Source organism: Streptomyces sp. NPDC031111, assembly GCF_055570675.1.
In genome coordinates this window covers 116,933-138,117 of record NZ_JBVIGS010000011.1, presented here as the reverse complement: position 1 = coordinate 138,117, position 21,185 = coordinate 116,933, and the positions used below count along the sequence as shown (strand labels likewise).

Below are 21,185 nucleotides of genomic sequence, written 5' to 3'. Positions count from 1 at the left end.
CGCCTGCCCGCCAGTCCCCGACCGGACGACAGGGCAGGCGCCTCCGCGTGTTCAGGGCAGCCGGTAGTGGTCCCCGTACATCTCCCACACCAGCGGGGTCTCCAGGCCCAGGTTCCCGGCCCGCAGGAACCGGCGCTGGGCCGTGTCGACGCGCGAGGCGTCGTGCTCCGGGTACCGGGTCAGCATGGCCTCGCGGCGGATGTCGAGGAAGGCGTCGAGGTACGTCTTCTCGGACCCGCCCGCGGCGGGCGTCTTCGCCTGCTTCAGCGTGCGCTCGCGCAGCGCGTAGAAGCCGTCCGCGTCGGTGTCGGGGCCGTGGAAGACCATCGCGTCGAAGTACACGAACTGGCCCAGCGTGCCGAGGCCGTCCAGCTTGGCGAGCCGCACGGCCGGGTCGAAGTAGAGGCGGTCGCGCTCCGTCTCCTGCGCCGCGCGGAAGGCGGGCACCTTCGCCTCCGCCTCCCAGGCGGCCGGGAAACCGGGGTCCAGGCCCTCGTGGGAGTCCGAGCCGTCGACCTCCCGCAGGGCGGGCAGGAAGGACGCCAGTCCGTTGTCGGGGTGCTCCTCGGTGTAGCGCTCGACCAGCATCAGCAGATCGTGGGTGCCGGTGCAGAAGCCGATGATGCCCGCCGTGTAGCCGCAGCCGTCGCCCTCGTCCTCGATGGCGCCGTAGGTGGTGCGCCAGTCCGTGGTCGAGTGCTCGGCGCTCGCCACCAGTTGCTGGGCCAGCTCCTTCTTCGCGGGCGCCGCCAGCCCCGGCGGCAGGCCGGCGATGACCGCGTCGTCCTCCGCCCGCTCCTCCTCGGCCCGGTCCTTGGCGTCCTCCCGGGCCGACTGGGCGGTGACCGCGGGAGGCGCCGCCGCCGGGGCGTCGGCGGAGTCCGTCGGCATCACGAAGTACAGCCCCGTGGCGATCACGGGAGCGGCCGCGAGGAGCAGCACACCGGCACGTTTCACTGGGGGATACCTCCGCCTGTCAGTTCGGACACCTTGGCCACCGCGGCCACCGCCAGCACCACCGCCAGCGCCACGCACGCCGCCGCCTGGATCAGCACCCGCCGCTCACCCCGGGGCACGTACGCGAAGACCAGCGCGACCGCGCCGCCCGCGAGGAGCCCGCCGAGGTGTCCCTCCCAGGACGTCACGACGGCGGAGATCACCAGCCACAGCAGCAGCCCGGCCATGAACCGGTTGACCTGGCCCATGTCCACGCCGATCCGTCGGGCCATGACGTAGTAGGCGGCCCCCACGCCGAAGACCGCGCCGGACGCGCCGACGACGGCGTCCTCGGGCGAGATCAGCAGCACCAGCACCGAACCGCCGAGCGCCGACAGCAGATACAGGGCGAGATAGTGCACCCGGCCCAGCATCGGTTCGACGAGCCGGCCCAGGTTCCACAGCGCCACCATGTTCATCAGGACGTGGAAGATCCCGAACGTCCCCTCGGTGGGCGGCAGATGCAGGAACGCGCCGGTCAGCAGCCGGTACCACTCCCCGTCCACCACGCCCTCCGGGCTGAAGCCGGCGGGGTACGGGTCGACCCACAGATAGTGCTCGCCGTCCGGCCCGAGCAGCCCCGCGCCCACCATCGCGAACCGGTCCACGATCTCCGGCCGCGCCAACTCGGCCAGATAGACCAGCACATTGACGACGATCAGCACATACGTCACGACGGGCACCGCCGACACCCGCCCGCCCACCACGGTGCGGGCCTGCCGCATCGACCGCGCGCCCTCCCGCACACATTCGGGGCACTGGTGCCCGACGGCCGCCTCCCGCATGCAGTCCGGACAGATGTACCGCTCACAGCGCGTGCAGCGGACGTGGCACTCCACCTTGGGGTGGCGGTAGCACGTGGTGACGGTGGACTCGGAATCCACGGGCCGGCTCCTCGGGAGGGACGGGACGGAAGTGAGCCGGTGGGGACGGCGGCGAACAAAATATCGAACCTCGGGGAGTCGGGCGACGGGCGGGGTGACGTGCCGTACTCTCGGGGCCAGTTCCGGTGATCCAGGGGGAGTCGTATGGCCGCGATCAGTCTGCGCAAGATCGAGGAGACCGCGCCCGCGCTGGTGAACCTCTACAAGACCGCCGGAGTGTCACTGACCAAGCACGGGCTCGACGGCCTGCGGGCCGCGGTCTACCTCGTGGTCGACTACTCCGGCTCGATGAAGCCGTACTACAAGGACGGCAGTGTGCAGGCGCTCGCCGACCGGGTGCTGGGCCTGTCTGCCCACCTCGACGACGACGGCACCGTCCCGGTCGTCTTCTTCTCCACCGACGTCGACGCCGTCACCGACATCGCCCTCGCCGACCACCGGGGCCGCGTCGAACGGATCGTTTCCGGCCTCGGCCACATGGGCAAGACCAGCTACCACCTGGCGATGGACGCGGTCATCGACCACTACCTGGACAGCGGCTCCACCCACCCCGCCCTGGTGATCTTCCAGACCGACGGCGGCCCCATCAACAAGCTCGCCGCGGAGAAGTACCTCTGCAAGGCCGCCCGACTCCCGCTCTTCTGGCAGTTCATCGGCTTCGGCGACCCCCACAGCAAGCAGTTCGACTACCTCCGCAAACTCGACGACCTGGCCGTCCCCACCAAGCGCCCCGTCGACAACGCGGGCTTCTTCCACGCGGGCGAGAACCCCACGAAGATCTCGGACGCGGAACTTTACGACCGCCTGGTAGCCGAATTCCCCAAATGGCTGGCGGCAGCGCGGGTGCAAGGAATCATGCGCGAGGTGTAGCGCCCCCATGGGGGCGCGGGGAACTGCGCGATCAACCCCCACGCACCCGCACCCGAACCGGAGCGACGACACCGCTAGGTGTCACATTCCAACACCGTCCGGCACAGTGCGCACCGCGCGCGGACCCGCACCGGCACCCGAATCCGCTGATGACACGTAGGACAGGGAAACGACACCCGCAGGGAGCCATGCTCGGCCGGAGTGAAGCGGTACGGAACCTCCGGCCGGGCCGGAATCCCCGCGGCCACGCGGTGATCCTCCGCATGGCGCCGCTCCCGCGCGTACCGCCGCCGACCGGCCCACCCGGCGGCGACCAGCGGCGGCTGCTCCGCGTCCCGGCGGGCCACCGCCAGACCCTTCGTGTACGCCGTGTACGCCTGCGCGCTGGTGAACCACACCGACGGATCCTCCCCGAACGCCAGCGACCGCTTCGCCAGCACGTACCCGAACTCCTCCGGCGTCAGGTACCCCAGCTTCTGCGACGACGCCCCGTCCTCCCGGAACGCGTCCAGCAGCAGCCACCCCGCCCCGAGGTACGTCGCCGTCGTGTCCGTGAGGATCTCGTTCTCCCGCGTGCCCGGGAACGACAGGTCCAGCCGGTGCAGATACACATGCGCCACCTCGTGCGCCAAGGCCGCCCCGATGTCCCGCCGATGGGTCCGGAACCGGTCGTTCAGCTCGACGAAGTACTCGGGCCCGGCCGCCAGTTCCACGTTCGCCGCATGCGTCATCTCACGGAACCCGACGATCAGCCGGGCGTCCGGCAGCCGGTAGTGCCGCACCAGCTCGCGGGCCACCCGCTGCGCCCCCAGATGAAGATCGTCCGTGTCGCAGAACGCCACGTCGACGGGCGGCACACTCACCGAGAACGTGCGGATCGTGTCGTAGGACAGACGCCTGTACAGCGCGGTGACGGCCGCCCGCACCGTCTCCAGATGCGGATAGCCGTGCTCCACCGGTCCGCCGTTCGCCACGCCGCCACACCCCCGGACGCCCTGAACCCCCTTCCACTGTACGGGCCCGCCCCGGCGGCCGCCCCGTAGGCTGACCACCCATGACCACCAGCAACACCGCCACCGGTGACGCCGACCCCGCCGTCGGTCAGGAGCTCGCCCGGCTGCGCGACAGCATCGACAACATCGACGCGGCCGTCGTCCACATGCTCGCCGAACGGTTCAAGTGCACCCAGCAGGTCGGCCGCCTGAAGGCCGAGCACCAGTTGCCGCCCGCCGACCCGGGGCGTGAGGCCCGCCAGATCGCCCGGCTGCGCGCCCTCGCCGAGAACGCCAAACTCGACCCGGCCTTCGCGGAGAAGTTCCTGAACTTCATCATCGCCGAGGTGATCCGCCACCACGAGCGCATCGCCGAGGACACCCTCAACGGCTCCACGCCCTCAGCGAACCGGGCCACAACCTCGTCCCCCGGGGAGTGACAGAGCGGTCCGCGCGGGGCATGCTGCGCTGTGCACTCCTTGTCAGCTGACGAGCACCACCCGTCAGCACCCGGACAGCCATCCGGTCCCTTGCGAGGAGGGACGCGCGCATGCCGCCGAACGCCCGCATCCTCATCGTCGACGACCACGAGGACACCCTGTACGCCCTGGAGAGCGCCCTGGCCCCGCTGGGCCACCTGCTGGGCCGGGCCACCAGTGGCGACGAGGCCCTCAAGGAGCTGCTGCGCGGAAACGTCGGCCTGCTGCTCCTCGACGTCCACCTGCCCGGCACCGGCGGCCTGGACGTCGTGCGCTACATGCGGCGCCTGGAGCAGACCCAGCACATCCCCGTCGTCCTGCTCACCGGTTTCGCCCGCGACGGCCGGCTCGGCGCCGCCGCGTACGCCCTCGGCGTAGCCGATCTGGTCACCAAGCCGGTCGACCCGTGGGCGCTGCGCACCAAGATCCGCCACCTCTACGACGCGCACCAGCGGCACCTCGCCCTGGAACGCGAGGTCCGTGCCCTGCGCGCCCGGCTCGACGAGCGCACCGGCACCCCCGCACATCCCGCCCTGCCCCACCCGCACGCGCATGTGCCGCCCGGAGAGGCCGCCGGGGCGCACACCGGGGAGCTCGAAAGAGACCGGACATAGGGTGCGTACCCGATCCGCCCCTGTGCCCCGGCAACCGCATCGGGCAGCATGGCCTGCATGTCCGTACTGACGCGCGACGAAGCGCAGAACCGAGCACAGCTCCTCGACGTCCACCGCTACACGATCGAACTCGATCTGACCACCGGGGACGAGACCTTCGACTCCCGCACCCTGATCAGGTTCGGCGCCCGCGCGGACGCGGACACCTTCGTCGAGATCAAGCCCGCCGAGCTGCGCTCCGTCACCCTCGACGGACAGCCCCTGGACGCCGACACCCTCGACGGCAACCGGCTGCCGCTGAAGAACCTCACCGCCGGCGAGCACGAACTGCGCGTCGACGCGCGCATGCGCTACTCCCGCACCGGTGAGGGCATGCACCGCTTCACCGACCCCACCGACGGCGAGACCTACGTCTACACCCAGCTGTTCCTGGACGACGTGCAGCGCGTCTTCGCCGCCTTCGACCAGCCCGACCTCAAGGCCGTCTTCGACCTGACCGTCACGGCCCCCGAGAAGTGGACCGTCCTCGCCAACGGCGTCACCGAGCACACCGGCGACGGGGTGTGGAAGGCCGCGTCCACCCCGCGGATCTCCACGTACCTGCTGGCCGTGGCCGCCGGGCCCTGGCACTCCGTGCGCACCGAGCACCGCGGACTGCCCTTCGGCATCCACTGCCGCCGCTCGCTCGCCCCGCACCTCGACGCCGACGCCGACGAACTCCTCGACATCACCCGCGCCTGCTTCGACCGCTACCACGAGAAGTTCGAGGAGCCGTACCCCTTCGACTCCTACGACCAGGCCTTCGTCCCCGAGTTCAACGCGGGCGCCATGGAGAACCCCGGACTGGTCACCTTCCGGGACGAGTTCGTCTACCGCTCCGCCGTCACCGACACCGAGCGCCAGACCCGCGCGATGGTCATCGCCCACGAGATGGCCCACATGTGGTTCGGCGACCTGGTCACCCTCACGTGGTGGGACGACATCTGGCTCAACGAGTCCTTCGCCGAGTACATGGGCTACCAGACCCTCACCGAGGCGACCCGTTTCACCGACACCTGGACCGACTTCGGTGTCACCCGCAAGCCCTGGGGCTACGACGCCGACCAGCGGCCCTCCACCCACCCCGTGGCTCCCGAGAACGTCGCGGACACCGCCTCAGCGCTGCTCAACTTCGACGGCATCTCCTACGCCAAGGGCGCCTCCGCCCTGCGCCAGCTCGTCGCCTGGCTCGGCGAGAAGGACTTCCTCGCCGGCATCAACATCCACTTCCAGCGCCACCGGTTCGGCAACGCCGGCCTCGCCGACTTCATCGACTCCCTCGCCGCCGCCACCGAACGCGACGTCCACGCCTGGGCCGACGCCTGGCTGCGCACCACCGGCGTCGACACCCTCGTCCCGGAACCGAGGAACGGCGACAACGTCTACTGGCACCTGGACATCGGGCACCTGGGAGACCCCGGGACCTGGCCGGCGCCCGACCCCGACAAGGACCGCCCCGGCATGAAGCACGCCGGCACCCTCGTCCCGGCCGGCAACAAGCGCCCGCACCGCATCACCATCGGCGTCTACGACCACGACCTCCACGACGCCGGCCGGCTCGTCCTGCGCAACCGCTTCGAGGCGGACCTCCCCGCCGACCGGAACGTCGCCTTCAGCCCCGGCGGCCCCCGCCCCGCCCTCGTCGTCCTCAACGACGGCGACCTCACCTACGCCAAGATCCGCTTCGACGCGGAGTCCCTGGACACCCTGCGCGCCCGGCTCTCCGGGCTGCCCGACCCCCTCACCCGCGCGGTGGTGTGGAACGCGCTCCGGGACGCCGTCCGCGACGGCGACCTGCCCGCCACCGACTTCCTGGACATCGCCCGCGCCCACCTCCCGCACGAGACGGACCTCGCCCTCGTCCAGGGCGTCCTCGCCTTCGCCTCCGCCCACATCGCCGACCGCTATCTCACCCCCGACCGGCGGCCGGCCGCGCTCAGCACCCTCACCGCCCTGTGCCGGGACCTCATCCGCCGCACCGAGGACGGCGACAACCCCGGTCTGCGCCTCATCGCCGTACGCCAGTTCATCGACGTGGCCGCCCACCCGGACACCATCGCCGCCTGGCTCGCCGACGGCACCGTCCCCGGCGGGCCCGAACTCGACCCCGAGCTGCGCTGGCGGGTCCTCGCCCGGCTCGCCGTGCTCGGCGCCACCGACGAGGCCGCCATCGCCGCCGAACTCGAACGCGATCCGAGCGCCACCGGCCGGGAGGGCGCCGCCCGGTGCGGTGCCGCCCTGCCCGACGAGGACGCCAAGGCCCGCGCCTGGGAGGCCATGTTCGGCTCGGACGACCTGTCCAACTACCTGTTCACCGCCACCGCACAGGGCTTCTGGCAGCCCGAACAGGCCGATCTCGTACGGCCGTACGTGTCCCGCTACTACAAGGACGCCGTCGCCGTCGCCGCCCGCCGGGGCCCCGCCATCGCCGAGGCCGCCGGACGCTGGGCCTTCCCCGTCCACGCCGTCGACGACGAGGCCCTGAAGCTCGGCGAGAAGTGCCTGCGCAAGGCGGACCCGATCCCGGCCCTGCGCCGCAAGCTCGTCGACCAGCTCGACGACCTGGGCCGCGCACTGCGCGTGCAGCGGGCGTAACCCGGACCCCACCACCACACCCCTCGAAGCGGGACTTACCCCCTTCGAGGGGTGTTCACCGGGCTTTTCGGGCGCACCCGACCTTCTCCGTCCAAGCTGGACCCTCCCGCGCACCGCGCCCCGGAGGACAGTCCATGAACACCCCGCCCCGCGACCTCGTCGGCATCGGCATCGGCCCCTTCAACCTCTCCCTCGCCGCCCTCGCCCACCCCCTCCCCGGACTCCGCGCCGCCTTCTACGACCGGTGCCCCCACTTCACCTGGCACCCCGGTCTGCTGCTCGATGACGCCACCGTCCAGGTGCCCTTCCTCGCCGACCTCGTCACCCTCGCCGACCCCACCAGCCCCTGGACCTTCCTCAACCACCTCAGAGCCCGCGAACGCCTCTACCCGTTCTACTTCGCCGAGTCCTTCCACATCCGCCGCACCGAGTACGAGGCGTACTGCCGCTGGGTCGCCGAGCACCTCCCCGCGCTCCACTTCGGACACCGAGTCGACACCGTCCGCTGGAACGACGAACGCGCCCTGTTCGAGGTCGGCTTCACCCGCCTCGCATCGGACGGACGAACCGGGTCCACGGGCCGCGTCCACGCCCGTCACCTCGTCCTCGGCGTCGGCACCGAGCCCTGGGTGCCCGAGCCGCTGCGGCCCCTCGCCGAGACGCCCGGCCTCCCCGTGATCCACGCCGACGACTACCTCACCCACCGGGACACCCTGCTCGCCGCGGGCCACATCACCGTCGTCGGCCTCGGACAGTCCGGCGCGGAGGTCTTCCTCGACCTGCTGCGCCACCGGCCCGCCGGCCGGGAACGCCTCCACTGGATCGGCCGCACCGAGGCCTTCGCCCCGATGGAGTACTCCAAGCTGGGCCTCGAACACTTCACCCCCGACCACACCCGCTACTTCCACGCCCTGCCCGAACCCGTCCGCGACCGGCTCGTCCCCGCGCAGTGGCAGCTCCACAAGGCCATCGACGCCACCACCCTCGCCGCCGTCCACGACGAGCTCTACCGGCGCACCCTGCACGGCGGCTGGCCCGACACCGTCCTCACCCCCGCCGTCCACGTCCGCGCCGCGAACCGTCCCACCCCCGACCGGATCGAACTCCACCTCGAACACACCCGGCAGCACACCCGGACCCGTCTCACCACCGACGCCGTCGTCCTCGCCACCGGCCACCGCGAGCGAACCCTCGACGACCTGCTCGCCCCCCTCGACCCGTATCTGCGCCGCGACCGCGCCGGCCGGCCCCGCGTCGACGCGCACTTCCGTCTCGAACTGGACGTCCGGGGCGCCGGCAGCGTCTATGTGCAGAACGCCGAACGCCACTCCCACGGCGTCGGAGCACCCGACCTCGGACTCGCCGCCTGGCGCAGCGCCACGATCCTCAACCACCTCACCGGCGGCCCGGCCTACCCCCTCCCCGCCCGCACCGCCTTCACCACCTTCGGCCTGCACCCCGGGACACGACAGGTCCCGCCCGCCCGGGGAGCCACACGGCTCACCCCACTGGCGGACGGGACCTGATTCACCCGTGCGGAAGGCGGACGATCAGAACACCGGCGTGCCGTCCCGCGTCAGCCTCCAGTCCACGGACGCGAAGTCCTTCGGGTCCAGCACGCCCTTGGCCGTCGCCCACTCCGCGATCCGGGTCCGGATCTCCGTGGACTCCGACCACAGCTCCTTCGCCGACGCCACGTGCGGGAACGCGCCGCCGCCGTTCGCCCGGTAGTTGTTCACCGCGAACACGAACTGCTGGGCGTCGTCGAGCGGGGCACCGCCGAACGTGACGTTCGTGATCCTCGACCCGGCCGGCCGCGCGATGTCGATGTCGTACCGGAGCCCCGACACATAGTCGTAGTTGTAGTCCGGACGGCCGTTCGCGTTGGTCAGCTTCTCGACGTCCACCGGCGCACCGGCGTCCGTCCGCACGAAGTACTCCGCCGAGTACTCCAGGTACGCCCGGACCTGCGCGCCCGTCATCAGCTTCGCCACCAGCGTGTTGTCGTACACGTACAGGCTCGACAGGTCCCGGATCGTCACCTCGCCGGCCGGGATCTCCGAGGTCCGCGAGAACGGCGACGCCTGCGAAAGCACCGGCAGCGACGCGTACTCGGTGCCGGCCAGGGCCGCCTTGACCACGTCCTCCTGGACCTTGCTGATCAGGTCGATGATCGGGGCGTCCTTGTAGCGCGCCTCCACCGTCGTCAGCGTCTCGGTGGCCGACCCCACCACCTGATTGACGTACTTCACGACCAGCGCGTGCTCGTCGCCCAGCAGCCGGGTGATCCTCGGGTCGTCCTCCACCGTGGCCGCGTTCCGCAGCGACGCCTTCACCGACTCCACCTGCCAGCGGCCCCGCTCGAAGACCAGCTCGAAGTCGAACAGCGTCAGCCGCTCCGCGTAGCACAGCGGCTCCGACAGGACGACCTCCTTGCCGGTCTCGTCGTTGACGACCCGCAGCTCCGCGATCTCCTGGTGGGCGTGCCCGACCAGGATCGCGTCGATCCCCGGCACCTGCCGCGCCACGTTCGCCGCCGCGTTCTCCACGTACGGCAGCTGGTCACCGTACGACGACGTCCCCGACGAGCCCGAGTGCGCCGACACCACGACCACGTCCGCGCCCATCGACCGCAGCTTCGGCACCCACTTCGCCGCCTGCTCCTCGAGACCCGGGAACGTCAGCTTCCCCTGCACGTACGCCTTGTCCCAGATCGCGATACCGGGGTTCGTCAGCCCCAGCACCGCCACCTTCACCGGCGGGGCGCCCTTCACCCGGAACGTCTTGATGAAGTACGGCGGGAAGGCGGGCTTCAGGGTCTTCGCGTCCAGGGCGTTCGCACCGAGCAGCGGGAAGTCGCACTGCTCCTCGAACTTGCGCAGCGTCTCGATCCCGTAGTTGAACTCGTGGTTTCCGAGCGCCACCGCGTCGTACCCGATGGCGTTCATCGCCTGCGCCATCGGATGCACAGGACCGCCCTCGGCGGTGATCGGGTCCACCTTGGCGAAGTAGTACGTCAGCGGGGTGCCCTGGATGGTGTCGCCCGCGTCCAGCAGCAGTGTGTTGTGCCGACCCTTCTCCTCGCGGACCTGGTCCACCAGCGTCGACACCCGGGCCAGGCCCTGCGCGTTGCCGGTCGCGTCCGCGTACTCCGCGTCCTTGAAGTAGTCCCAGTTGAAGACGTGTCCGTGCAGATCGGTCGTCCCCATCACGGTCAGCGCGTACCGCTTCACCGGCTTCCTCCCCCGGCCCGCCCCGGCCGCCTCGGCGGCGGGAGCCGCCGCCGCACCCGCCAGCGCCACCCCCGCCCCCGTGACGGCGGATCTCTTCAGAAACTTCCGGCGGTTCAACGGCATGTCAGGCTCTCCTCGGACAACGACGAACAACGCGCGTAGATTCGCCCGATGATTCTGACCTGAACACGTCGACGCGGACCAGACCCGTCAGGTTGCGATCCGGTGTCCGGCGGCCGCGTCAGCCGGGAAGCCGCGCCGGAGATGCTCATCGGAGCGGCCCGGCGCACAATTCAACACTTGTCAATAACCCTTCATCCACCGGCCGTTGAGTCGTCATGCGCAGCCAAGTCGCTACCGGCCGGTAAGCCCTAGGCTCGACCTATGCGCCGAGCGAAAATCGTCTGCACACTGGGCCCCGCCACCGACACGTACGACCAGATCAAGGCACTGGTCGACGCGGGAATGGACGTCGCCCGATTCAACCTCAGCCACGGCGGCCACGCCGAGCACGAGGAGCGCTACCAGCGGGTGCGCAAGGCCGCCGACGAAACCGGCCGCAGCGTCGGTCTCCTCGCCGACCTTCAAGGCCCGAAAATCCGTCTCGGCCGCTTCACCGAGGGTCCCGTACTCCTTGAACGCGGGGACACCTTCACCATCACGGTCGAAGAGGGCACCGAAGGCGACCGCACCATCTGCGGCACCACCTACGCCGGCCTCGCCACCGACGTCACCACCGGCGAGCGCATCCTCGTGGACGACGGCAAGGTCACCCTCGAGGTCACCGCCGTCGACGGCCCCCGCGTCCACACCACCGTGGTCGAGGGCGGCATGGTCTCCGACCACAAGGGCCTCAACCTCCCCGGCGTCGCCGTCTCCGTCCCCGCGCTCTCCAAGAAGGACGAGGACGACCTGCGCTGGGCGCTGCGCACCGGCTTCGACGTCATCGCCCTGTCCTTCGTCCGCAGCGGGCGCGACATCAAGGACGTCCACCGCATCATGGACGAGGAGGGCCGCCGCCTCCCCGTCATCGCCAAGGTCGAGAAGCCGCAGGCCGTCGAGAACATCGACGACATCGTCGCCGCCTTCGACGGCATCATGGTCGCCCGCGGCGACCTCGGCGTGGAGATGCCCCTCGAACAGGTGCCGATCGTCCAGAAGCGCGCCATCAAGCTCGCCAAGCGCAACGCCAAGCCGGTCATCGTCGCCACCCAGATGCTCGACTCGATGATCGACAACGCCCGCCCCACCCGCGCGGAGGCGTCCGACGTCGCCAACGCCGTCATCGACGGCACCGACGCCGTGATGCTCTCCGGCGAGACCAGCGTCGGCAAGCACGCGATCGAAACCGTGCGCACCATGGCCCGGATCGTCGCGGCCGCCGAGGAGGACATCCTCGCCAAGGGCCTGCCGCCCCTCACCGAACGCAACAAGCCCCGCACCCAGGGCGGCGCGGTGGCCCGCGCGGCGGCGGAGATGGGCGACTTCCTCGGCGCGAAGTTCCTCGTCGCCTTCACCCAGTCCGGCGACACCGCGCGCCGTCTCTCCCGCTACCGGTCCCCGATCCCGCTGCTCGCCTTCACCCCCGACCCGGCCACCCGCTCGCAACTGAGCGTGTCCTGGGGGGTGGAGACCTTCCTCGGCCCGCGGGTGGACTCCACGGACGCGATGGTCGACCAGGTCGACGAGCTGCTCCTGAAGTACGCCCGCTGCGAGAAGGGCGACACGGTGGTCATCACGGCGGGCTCCCCGCCGGGGGTCTCCGGCTCGACGAACCTGGTCCGCGTCCACCACATCGGGGAGGACGACAGCCCCAAGTGACCCGGCCGGCGCGTGCGCGCCGCCACGCACGACAAAAGCGGATGTTCACCGGAACGGTGGACATCCGCGCTCAAATGGTGACCTTGGATATAAAGGAAAAGTACCCCGGGTCGGATTCGAACCGACGCTGGATGGTGTTTGAGACCATTGCCTCTACCGCTGGGCTACCGGGGCGCCCTGCAAAACGAAGGTCGACGGTCACCCGCCGTGCCCCCACCTTACCGCAGCTGGGTACGCTCTTGTCAGCAGTACCGGTCTGCCCCGCACCAAGGAGCCCACGTGAGCGCCCCCGAGTCGCCCCAGCCTGTAGACGTGCCCGACGACGACAAGTCGCACGTGCCTCCGATGACCACGCGCGTCGTGATCGCCGAGGACGAGGCCCTGATCCGGCTCGATCTCAAAGAGATGCTGGAGGAGGAGGGGTACTCCGTCGTCGGTGAGGCCGGCGACGGCGAGCAGGCCGTGGAGCTGGCCCGGGAGCACCGGCCCGACCTGGTGATCCTCGATGTGAAGATGCCGAAGCTGGACGGCATCTCCGCGGCGGAGAAGATCGCCGAGGAGAGCATCGCCCCGGTGCTGATGCTCACCGCGTTCTCGCAGCGCGACCTGGTGGAGCGGGCCCGGGACGCCGGCGCGATGGCCTATCTGGTGAAGCCGTTCAGCAAGAGCGACGTCGTGCCCGCGATCGAGATGGCCGTGTCGCGGTTCACCGAGCTGAAGGAGCTGGAGCGCGAGGTCAAGGACCTCAGCCTGCGGCTGGAGACGCGGAAGCTGGTGGACCGGGCCAAGTCGGTGCTCCAGACCCAGTACGGGCTGACGGAGCCGGCGGCGTTCCGGTGGATCCAGAAGACGTCGATGGACCGGCGGATGTCGATGCAGCAGGTGGCGCAGGCGGTCATCGACGACGCCGAGGAGAAGAAGGCGTCGAAGGGCTAGATTCCGGCCGACGACACGCGAGAGGCCCGCGTCCCCCGTACAGGGGGCGCGGGCCTCGTCGTGTGCTCAGTCCTCGCCGAGGTAGGCCTTGCGGACCGACTCGTCGTGGAGGAGGTCCTGTCCGCTGCCGGAGAGGACGATGTTGCCGACCTCCATGACGTGACCGTGGTCCGCCAGGGAGAGGGCGGCCTGGGCGTTCTGCTCGACGAGCAGGATGGTGGTGCCCTGGGACTTCAGCTCGGAGATGGTCGCCATGATCTTCTGCATCATGATCGGCGAGAGACCCATGGAGGGCTCGTCGAGCATGAGGAGCTTGGGCCGGGACATCAGGGCCCTGCCCATGGCGAGCATCTGCTGCTCTCCGCCGGAGAGGGTTCCCGCGGCCTGCTTGCGGCGTTCCCCGAGGATGGGGAAGAGGTCGTAGGCGCGCTGGATGTCCTGCTCGATGCCCGCCCTGTCGCTGCGGAGGAAGGCACCGAGGCGGAGGTTGTCCTCGATGGTCATGCGGGGGAAGATGTGCCGCCCCTCGGGGGAGTGGGCGAGCCCGAGGGAGACGATCTTGTGGGCGGGGATCTTCTTGAGCGACTTGCCGTTGAACTTGATCTGGCCGCCGACGGGCTTGAGCAGCCCGGAGAGCGTGCGCAGCGTGGTGGTCTTGCCGGCGCCGTTGGTGCCGATGAGGGTGACCACTTCGCCGGCGTCGACGCTGAAGGAGATGCCCTTGACGGCCTGGATCTTGCCGTAGGCGACTTTGAGGTCCTCGACTTCGAGGAGTGCGGTCATCGGTCGTTCTCCTTGCCGGGCGCGGCGTCCGTGGTGGCCTCGGCCGCCGCTTCGGCGGCCTCGACTTCGGCGGCCTCGGCGGCGCCGGGGTCGTTCTCCATGGGTTCACCGATGTAGGCGGCGATGACGCGCTCGTCGCCCTGGACGGTGGCCGGGTCCCCCTCGACGAGCTTCTGGCCCTGGACGAGGACGGCGACGCGGTCGCAGAGGTTGAAGATGAACCGCATGTCGTGCTCGATCACGAGGACGGCGATGCCCTGGTCGCGGATGGCGAAGATGAGCTCCTCGGCCGCCCGGGTCTCCTGGGGGTTCATGCCGGCGGTGGGCTCGTCGAGGAGCAGCAGCCCGGGCTCGCTGGCGAGGGCGCGGGCGATCTCGAGCTTGCGCTGCTCGCCGTAGGGGAGGTTGCGCGCGAGGTGGTCGGCCTTGGCGTCGAGGCCGACGAACTCCAGGAGCTCCATGGCGCGTTCGCGGGAGGCCGCCTCGGCCTTGTGGAAGCCGGGGCCGCGCAGGACGGCCGACCAGAAGCCCTCCTTGGTCCGCGTGTGGCGGCCGACGAGGACGTTCTCCAGGACGGTCATGTTGGCGAAGAGCCGGATGTTCTGGAACGTCCGGGCGATGCCTGCGGCCGTGACCTTGAAGGACTTGGGCGGCAGGACCTTGCCCCGGTAGCGGACCTCGCCCTCGGTGGGGATGTAGAGGCCGGTGAGGCAGTTGAAGAAGGTGGTCTTGCCGGCGCCGTTGGGGCCGATGAGGCCGACGATCTCGCCGCTGCTGACGGTGAGGTCGACGTCGCGGACGGCGGTGAGACCGCCGAAGCGCATGGTGACGCCGCGTGCGTCGAGGACGGTGGTGCCGGGGGCGGGCGCGCCCGGTGCGGTGTCCTTGGTGGTGGTGTCGGTGGTCATGGTGGTCAGGCCCCTGTCTTGCTCAGGACTGTGGGCGCTTCGGCCTCTTCGTGGAACTCCAGTTGGCGCCGCCGGTTGGGGATGAGGCCCTCGGGCCGGAAGCGCATCAGCAGGACGAGCGCGATACCGAAGGCGAGGAGCTGGAAGTCGCCCAGGAACTGGAGCTTGTTGGGGATCAGGAAGAGCAGCGCGGCTCCGATGAGGGGTCCGGCGATGGTGCCCATGCCGCCGAGGACGACCGCGGCGAGCAGGAAGGCGGAGTTGGGCGGGGTGGTGCCGGCGAACAGGTACTGCTCCGGGGTCACGGTGTAGGTGACGTGCGCCTGGACGGTTCCGGCGAGACCGGCGAGGGTCGCGCCGACGGCGAAGGCGATGAGCTTGACCCGGAAGCCGTTGATGCCCATGGCGAGCGCCGCGGTCTCGTCCTCGCGGATGGCGACCCAGGCGCGGCCGATGCGGGAGTCGCCGCTGCGCCGGAAGACGAGCACGACGACGGCCGTGATGAGCAGCATCAGGAAGAAGTAGTTGGCGAACCGGCCGATGGTGAAGCCGGCGATGTCGTGCTGGACCCCGAGGTCGAAGCCGAGGATCTTCAGGTCCGGGATGGACGCGATGCCGTTGGAGCCGTTGGTGATGTCCGGACCCGAGGTGCCGTCGGTGTTGTTGACCGCGATGCGGAAGATCTCACCGAAGCCGAGGGTGACGATGGCGAGGTAGTCGCCGCGCAGTCGCAGCGTCGGGGCGCCGATCAGCACACCGAAGACCAGGGAGGCCACGGCTCCGACGAGCACGGCGGCCCAGAAGGGGAAGTGGACGCCGAACGGCGAGCTGGGGGAGCCGGAGACGAGGGCTGCCGCGTAGGCGCCGACGCCGAGGAAGGCGACGTAACCGAGGTCGAGCAGGCCGGCGAGGCCGACGACGATGTTCAGACCCAGGGCGACGGTGGCGAAGATGAGGATGTAGACGCCGAGGGTGGCGTACTGGTCGTCGGTCTGGGTGAACGGGAAGCAGGCCGCCGCGATGAAGGCGCCGCAGACGGTGATGTTCTGGTGCCGTGCGGTGATCTGCGAGGCGTGGGCGATCAGACCGGAGCGGTTGAGCGCGCTGAAGCCGAAGCCGGCGGTGATCAGGAAGCCGACGAAGAGTTCGTCGTACTCGGTGCCGATGCCGTAGGTGAAGACCACCAGGGCGAGGGCGAGGATGCCTACGATGATCAGGATCTCGACGTAGGACGGCAGGGTGCGCACGGGGCGCGGGCTGCCGGAGGCGAAGGCCGCCCGCAGGACGGCCATGTTGTGGCCGGCGTTGTGCTTGAACCGCTCCCAGCCGGTGTCATCCGGGTCGAACGGGTCGGGCTCGGGCCGTTCGAAGGGGAGGGCGAGGGCACCGAGGAGGGCGATCAGGGTGGCGGCGGCGACGATGTAGCCGCCGGGCTCGAGGTTGACGAGGCCGCCGAGGTCGAAGCTGATCGCGAGGACGGTGTACCAGGCGGTGGCGAAGGTGCCGAGTACGGCGTACTTGACGGCCGCGTCGGCGCCGGCCGGGGCGAGCCAGCCCAGTCCCTTGACGCCGTAGGAGGCGAGTCCGAAGAGCGTGGCGAGCGCGCCGCCCACGAGGACGAGGACCTGGAGACCGCCGGGGTAGCCGTAGACGGTGAGGTTGCCGGGGAACGCGGCGGTCCAGGTCCAGGCGAGGAAGGTGGAGACGACGGCGAGGGCGCTGCCGCCGGTGGCGAGGGCGCGGCCGATGTGCGGGGGGATGCCGATGAGGCCGGTGGGCGTCTTCGCGGCGGGGGTGGCCGCGGGGGTGGAGGCGGTGGTCTGTGTGGTCATCGGTGTCACGCCCTGTCCGCAACGCGTTCGCCGAGCAGGCCCTGTGGCCTGAACAGCAGCACGAGGATGAGGAGGATGAAGGCCCAGACCTCGGCCCAGGACTGGCTGCCGAACTTGTCCAGGCCGGGGATGTCGGCGATGTAGGCGGTGGCCAGGGTCTCGACGACGCCGAGGACCACACCGCCGATCATGGCGCCGTAGATGTTGCCGATGCCGCCGAGGACCGCCGCGGTGAAGGCCTTGAGGCCGAGGATGAAGCCCATCTTGAAGTCGATCTGGCCGTACTTGAGACCGCTGGCGACGCCTCCCACGGCGGCGAAGACCGCGCCGAGGGCGAAGGCGATCACGATGATGCGGTCGGTGTTGACGCCCATCAGCTTCGCGGTGTCCGGGTCCTGCGCGGTGGCCTGCATGCCACGCCCGGTGCGGGTGCGCATCACGAAGTAGGCGAGGAAGCCCATGCTGATGGGGGCGGCGACGAGGAGGAAGATGTCACCGGTCTGGATCGTGGCGCTGCCGATGCTGAACGGGCCGCCTTCGATCTGGGGGAAGGCCAGCTTGGACTTCGCCTCGGGGTAGAAGGCCCAGACGGCCTGCTGAAGCGCGAGGGAGAGTCCGATGGCGGTGATGAGCGGGGCCAGGCGGGGCGCGCCGCGCAGGGGGCGGTAGGCGAACCGTTCCGCTCCGATGGCGACCAGCACCGAGACGATCACGGCGCCGATCAGCATCAGGGGCAGCGCCACCCAGATGGAGGTGCCGTCGGGCAAGAGGTACAGATGCACCGTGATGGCGCCGAAGGCGCCGACCATGAAGATCTCGCCGTGGGCGAAGTTGATGAGCTGGACAATGCCGTAGACCATTGTGTAGCCGATGGCGACCAGGCCGTACATGGATCCCAGTAGCAGGCCGTTGACCAGCTGCTGCGGCAGTTCGTTCACCGCATGTCCTCCGAGACTTTCGGAATGTTCGACGGATGGGGCCGGATGCGAGTCCGCGCGGGGCGCCAGTGGAACAGCGCCCCGCGCGGCTCGTGGGAGTGGTGCGGGCGGTGATCAGCCGGTGAAGGTGCCGGACTTGACGGTGCCCCACTCGCCGTTCTCGACCGTGTACACGGTGAGCTGCTTGTTGGTGGCGTCACCGAACTCGTCGAAGGAGACCTTGCCGGTCACTCCGTCGAAGGAGACGTTCTGCATGGCGTCGACGACCTTGGAGCGGGCGTCGTCGGGGAGCTTGCCGTCGTTGTCCTCGATGACCTTCTTGACGGCCTCGATGATCGCCCACGCCGAGTCGTAGGAGTAGCCGCCGTAGGCCTCGTAGGCCTCCTTGTACCCGGCGTTCTTGTAGTTGGCGACGAACTCCTTGGCGGAGGGGAGCTCCTCGACGGGCGCGCCGACGGAGGTGGCGAGGTCGCCGGTACCCGCGGCACCCGACAGCTTGATGAAGTCGGCGCTGTAGATGCCGTCGCCGCCGACCAGCGGGATCTTGGCTCCGGCTTCCTTGATCTGCTTGCTCAGCGGGCCGGCCTGCGGGTACTCGCCGCCGTAGTAGACGACGTCGGCGCCCGAGTTCTTGACCTTGGTGGCGACCGCGCTGAAGTCCTTGCTCTCGGGGTTGATGTGCTCGGTGCCGACGACCTGGCCGCCGAGCTTCTTGAACTCCTCGGTGAAGGTGGCGGCCAGGCCGGCACCGTAGGTCTTCTTGTCGTCGATGACGAAGACCTTCTTCTTCTTGGCGTCGTTGTAGACGTACTGCGCGGCGAACGGGCCCTGGATGGCGTCCGTGGTCGCGGTGCGGAAGTACGACTTGTACGGCCGGACCTTCTCCTTCTGCCAGTTCACGCCCTGGGTGAGGGCGGGGTTGGTGTTGGCGGGGGAGACCTCGACCAGCTTGGCCGTGTCGAAGACCTTCTGCATGGACTCGCCGACGGAGGAGTTCAGCGGGCCGACGACGCCGAGGACGTCGTCGTTGGCGACGAGCTTGGTGGCGTTCTGCTGACCGACGGAGGCCTGGCCCTGGTCGTCGAGGGCTTCGATCTTGAAGGTGACGCCCTCGACGTACTTCTCCTTGTTGGCGGTCTTCGCCGCGAGGTCCACGGAGTTCTTGATGCCGAGGCCCAGCGCGGACAGGTCACCGGTCAGCGGCGCGTCGACGCCGATGACGACGGTGGTGCCACCGTTGCCGGAGTCCGAGCTGCCGCCGCCGTCCTCGTCGCGTGAGCCGCAGGCGGTGAGGGTGAGTGCTCCCGCCGCCAGAGCGGCGGTGATGGCGATGAGCGAACGTTGACGCACGATCCAGTCCTTTCCCCTGACAGCCGCTTCCCGGTGGAACGGCCGAGTCGAGCGCTGGGCCGACGTGTGAATCGGGCGGCGCGGTGACTGGCCGTGACTCTAAGCGGGGGTGGGGAATGCGGAGGAGACTCTGGCCAAGGCTGTGACGCTCTTGTTATGACACGACGTATTGCAGAGCGGTACTGAGTGGGGGGAACGGCGGAATTCTCGCCGTTTTGCCCTGTCCGGATGCTGAGAAACCGCAGGACCCGGCGAGGTCGGTTCAGGTGTCTCGGGTGTTTTGGTGATTACCCCAGGTCGTTGCCGCAAGCTACTTGCAGGGCGTGGGAGAGGTCCTGTGCGTACTGGGACCCCAGGATGAAGCTGTGCATCTGGATTGCGCGCGTATTACGCAAAGTTACGTCCAGGAAAGGGAGTCCGACGTTCCGTGGCACTTTTCCGCATTCCGCCACCCGCATGGCGATAGTGATCTTGCGGGGAGATCCTGCTTTTGTCCGGAAAGGAGTGTGCGGGCTGGATGTCACGGACAGGCCGGGGTACGGCTGGGAAATCCGGGTGACGGTAACCGGAGGGCCGGATTCCACGATCACCTCCACGTCGAAGGAAAAGACCCGCGGCTCGGTTCCGGTGCTTGTGGCCTGCGGATTCAGGTATTCGACCGCGGTCACCTGGCTCGGGAACGGCGTCGGCGGAGGCGGTTCGGGGCGGGGCCGGGTGACGTAGAGATAGCCGCTGCCCGCGAGGACGGCCGAGGTGAGGAGTGCGCCGAGCGTGGCCCTGCGGTGCCGCTCGAAGTGCCCTGCCAACGTTCCGCGTTGAGGCCGGGGCGCCAACGGGACCGTGCTGACGTGCGTGCCCTCGCCCGGCTCCACCGGACCGACCCCGCTCACCGCCAGGGCCCCTTGCCCGGCCCGCCGGCGCGATACCACTCGACGCACCCCTCGCGCGCCTCACGGTCGATCAACTGACCGAGATCCGCCCTCCCTTGGCGCTGGGCCGCACGGGCGGAATCGACCACCTCGCGGAGGATGTCGTACTGCCCGCCGGACAGTCCCATGGACTGGTAGTCGCCATAGGCGCGACCGTCCAGCACCTCGCGCGACCAGTGGCCGACGAGCCGCGCGCACAGGTCCTCGTCGGACGTCACCCGCGGTGACGGCGAGGCCGTGCCCCCGCCGTTCGCTCCGGCCGAGGGGGTCCGGCCCGCGTGGCCGGAATCCGTCGCGCCGCAGCCGGTCACCGTCAAGCCCGCCAGCAGCACGGCCGCGAAGGGCGCGGCCCACGCCCCCGCCCGCGCCCGAGAGGTGCCTCCCCGTCGCATGTCCCGAACGCTAGGGCGCCGGTGGCCAGGAGGCAATGGCGAAGGAGCGCGGGGTGCACCGTGGCACCCCGCGCCCCAACAGCCGTCAGCCCGCGGCCTGTTCGCCGTCGCCGGGCTTCAGGTCCCGCAGCAGGCAGGTCAGCCGCGCGGTGCACACCCGCTTGTCCGCCTCGTCGGCGATGACGATCTCGTACGTCGCCGTGGACCGACCCCGGTGCACCGGCGTGGCGACCCCGGTGACCAGACCGGAGCGGACACCGCGGTGATGCGTGCAGTTGAGGTCGACACCGACCGCGATCTTGGAGCTGCCGCCGTGCAGCATCGACCCCACCGACCCCAGCGTCTCCGCCAGCACGGCGGAGGCGCCGCCGTGCAGCAGCCCGTACGGCTGGGTGTTGCCCTCCACCGGCATCGTCCCCACGACCCGCTCCGCCGAGGCCTCCAGGATCTGCACGCCCATGCGCGTGCCCAGGTGACCCGCGGAGAACAGCGCCGGAAGGTCCACACCGAGCGCGGCGTACTCGTCGATGACCTCCTGCGGGAACTTCACCTGCTGCTGCTCTCCCATGGGCCCGGCTCCATTCGTCGTGCGTC

General features: G+C 69.9%; 19 protein-coding genes and 1 tRNA gene. 7 read left to right on the top strand and 13 right to left on the bottom strand.

What is annotated here, in order from left to right; genetic code table 11:
* Positions 1-51: 51 nt before the first annotated feature.
* Positions 52-957, bottom strand: coding sequence for a chitosanase (locus tag ACZ470_RS23210; RefSeq protein WP_468429951.1), 906 nt, complete (start codon positions 955-957; stop codon positions 52-54).
* Positions 954-1,880 (bottom strand): rhomboid family intramembrane serine protease, encoded by a 927-nt coding sequence (locus tag ACZ470_RS23205; RefSeq protein ID WP_468429949.1) that lies wholly within the window; start codon positions 1,878-1,880, stop codon positions 954-956. The genes ACZ470_RS23210 and ACZ470_RS23205 overlap by 4 nt, the downstream gene beginning before the upstream one ends.
* A 144-nt stretch (positions 1,881-2,024) precedes the next feature.
* Between ACZ470_RS23205 and ACZ470_RS23200 the strand changes: the two genes are divergently transcribed.
* Entirely contained in the window at positions 2,025-2,750 is a 726-nt protein-coding gene (locus ACZ470_RS23200) for a vWA domain-containing protein (protein ID WP_468429947.1), read from the top strand.
* Between the two features lie 74 nt (positions 2,751-2,824).
* On the opposite strand, the gene ACZ470_RS23195 is transcribed toward ACZ470_RS23200, so the two are convergent.
* Complete coding sequence (locus ACZ470_RS23195) at positions 2,825-3,724, bottom strand: hypothetical protein (RefSeq protein WP_468429945.1); 900 nt, start codon at positions 3,722-3,724, stop codon at positions 2,825-2,827.
* 80 nt (positions 3,725-3,804) lie between these two features.
* Between ACZ470_RS23195 and ACZ470_RS23190 the strand changes: the two genes are divergently transcribed.
* The 4 genes from ACZ470_RS23190 (at position 3,805) to ACZ470_RS23175 (ending at position 8,995) form a co-directional block, all read left to right on the top strand.
* Entirely contained in the window at positions 3,805-4,182 is a 378-nt protein-coding gene (locus tag ACZ470_RS23190; RefSeq protein ID WP_468429943.1) for a chorismate mutase, read from the top strand.
* A gap of 110 nt (positions 4,183-4,292) precedes the next feature.
* The gene (locus ACZ470_RS23185) at positions 4,293-4,835 is read left to right on the top strand and encodes a response regulator (RefSeq protein WP_468429941.1); all 543 of its coding nucleotides are present in this window, start codon (positions 4,293-4,295) and stop codon (positions 4,833-4,835) included.
* Positions 4,836-4,883: 48 nt separating this feature from the next.
* Positions 4,884-7,469 (top strand): aminopeptidase N, encoded by a 2,586-nt coding sequence (gene pepN, locus ACZ470_RS23180; protein WP_468429939.1) that lies wholly within the window; start codon positions 4,884-4,886, stop codon positions 7,467-7,469.
* A gap of 134 nt (positions 7,470-7,603) precedes the next feature.
* Positions 7,604-8,995 carry a lysine N(6)-hydroxylase/L-ornithine N(5)-oxygenase family protein gene (locus ACZ470_RS23175; RefSeq protein ID WP_468429937.1) on the top strand — a complete coding sequence of 464 codons (1,392 nt, stop codon included), beginning with the start codon at positions 7,604-7,606 and terminating at the stop codon, positions 8,993-8,995.
* A gap of 24 nt (positions 8,996-9,019) precedes the next feature.
* Here the strand turns inward: ACZ470_RS23175 and ACZ470_RS23170 are convergent, their stop codons facing one another.
* On the bottom strand, positions 9,020-10,825 hold the full coding sequence (locus ACZ470_RS23170; RefSeq protein ID WP_468429935.1) for a bifunctional metallophosphatase/5'-nucleotidase: 1,806 nt from the start codon (positions 10,823-10,825) through the stop codon (positions 9,020-9,022).
* Between the two features lie 261 nt (positions 10,826-11,086).
* Here ACZ470_RS23170 and pyk point away from each other — a divergent pair, with 261 nt between their 5' ends.
* Entirely contained in the window at positions 11,087-12,523 is a 1,437-nt protein-coding gene (gene pyk, locus ACZ470_RS23165) for a pyruvate kinase (RefSeq protein WP_468429933.1), read from the top strand.
* A gap of 101 nt (positions 12,524-12,624) precedes the next feature.
* Here the strand turns inward: pyk and ACZ470_RS23160 are convergent.
* A tRNA-Leu gene (locus ACZ470_RS23160) sits at positions 12,625-12,697 on the bottom strand.
* Between the two features lie 105 nt (positions 12,698-12,802).
* Here ACZ470_RS23160 and ACZ470_RS23155 point away from each other — a divergent pair.
* Positions 12,803-13,459 carry an ANTAR domain-containing response regulator gene (locus tag ACZ470_RS23155; RefSeq protein ID WP_468429931.1) on the top strand — a complete coding sequence of 219 codons (657 nt, stop codon included), beginning with the start codon at positions 12,803-12,805 and terminating at the stop codon, positions 13,457-13,459.
* Positions 13,460-13,525: 66 nt separating this feature from the next.
* Here ACZ470_RS23155 and ACZ470_RS23150 read toward each other — a convergent pair whose 3' ends face one another.
* From ACZ470_RS23150 to ACZ470_RS23115, 8 genes are all read right to left on the bottom strand, one after another.
* Positions 13,526-14,242, bottom strand: a complete 717-nt coding sequence (locus tag ACZ470_RS23150) for an ABC transporter ATP-binding protein (protein WP_468429929.1) — start codon at positions 14,240-14,242, stop codon at positions 13,526-13,528.
* Complete coding sequence (locus ACZ470_RS23145; RefSeq protein WP_468429927.1) at positions 14,239-15,150, bottom strand: ABC transporter ATP-binding protein; 912 nt, start codon at positions 15,148-15,150, stop codon at positions 14,239-14,241. Before ACZ470_RS23145 ends, ACZ470_RS23150 begins: the two co-directional genes overlap by 4 nt.
* Positions 15,151-15,155: 5 nt before the next feature.
* On the bottom strand, positions 15,156-16,982 hold the full coding sequence (locus ACZ470_RS23140) for a branched-chain amino acid ABC transporter permease (protein WP_468429925.1): 1,827 nt from the start codon (positions 16,980-16,982) through the stop codon (positions 15,156-15,158).
* Positions 16,983-16,987: 5 nt separating this feature from the next.
* Entirely contained in the window at positions 16,988-17,920 is a 933-nt protein-coding gene (locus ACZ470_RS23135; RefSeq protein WP_468429923.1) for a branched-chain amino acid ABC transporter permease, read from the bottom strand.
* A 114-nt stretch (positions 17,921-18,034) separates the two neighbouring features.
* Positions 18,035-19,270, bottom strand: a complete 1,236-nt coding sequence (locus ACZ470_RS23130) for a branched-chain amino acid ABC transporter substrate-binding protein (protein ID WP_468429922.1) — start codon at positions 19,268-19,270, stop codon at positions 18,035-18,037.
* Between the two features lie 287 nt (positions 19,271-19,557).
* Entirely contained in the window at positions 19,558-20,160 is a 603-nt protein-coding gene (locus ACZ470_RS23125; protein ID WP_468429920.1) for a Tat pathway signal sequence domain protein, read from the bottom strand.
* The gene (locus ACZ470_RS23120) at positions 20,157-20,591 is read right to left on the bottom strand and encodes a hypothetical protein (RefSeq protein ID WP_468429918.1); all 435 of its coding nucleotides are present in this window, start codon (positions 20,589-20,591) and stop codon (positions 20,157-20,159) included. Before ACZ470_RS23120 ends, ACZ470_RS23125 begins: the two co-directional genes overlap by 4 nt.
* Before the next feature lie 85 nt (positions 20,592-20,676).
* Positions 20,677-21,159 carry a hotdog fold thioesterase gene (locus ACZ470_RS23115; protein WP_468429917.1) on the bottom strand — a complete coding sequence of 161 codons (483 nt, stop codon included), beginning with the start codon at positions 21,157-21,159 and terminating at the stop codon, positions 20,677-20,679.
* Positions 21,160-21,185: the final 26 nt, after the last annotated feature.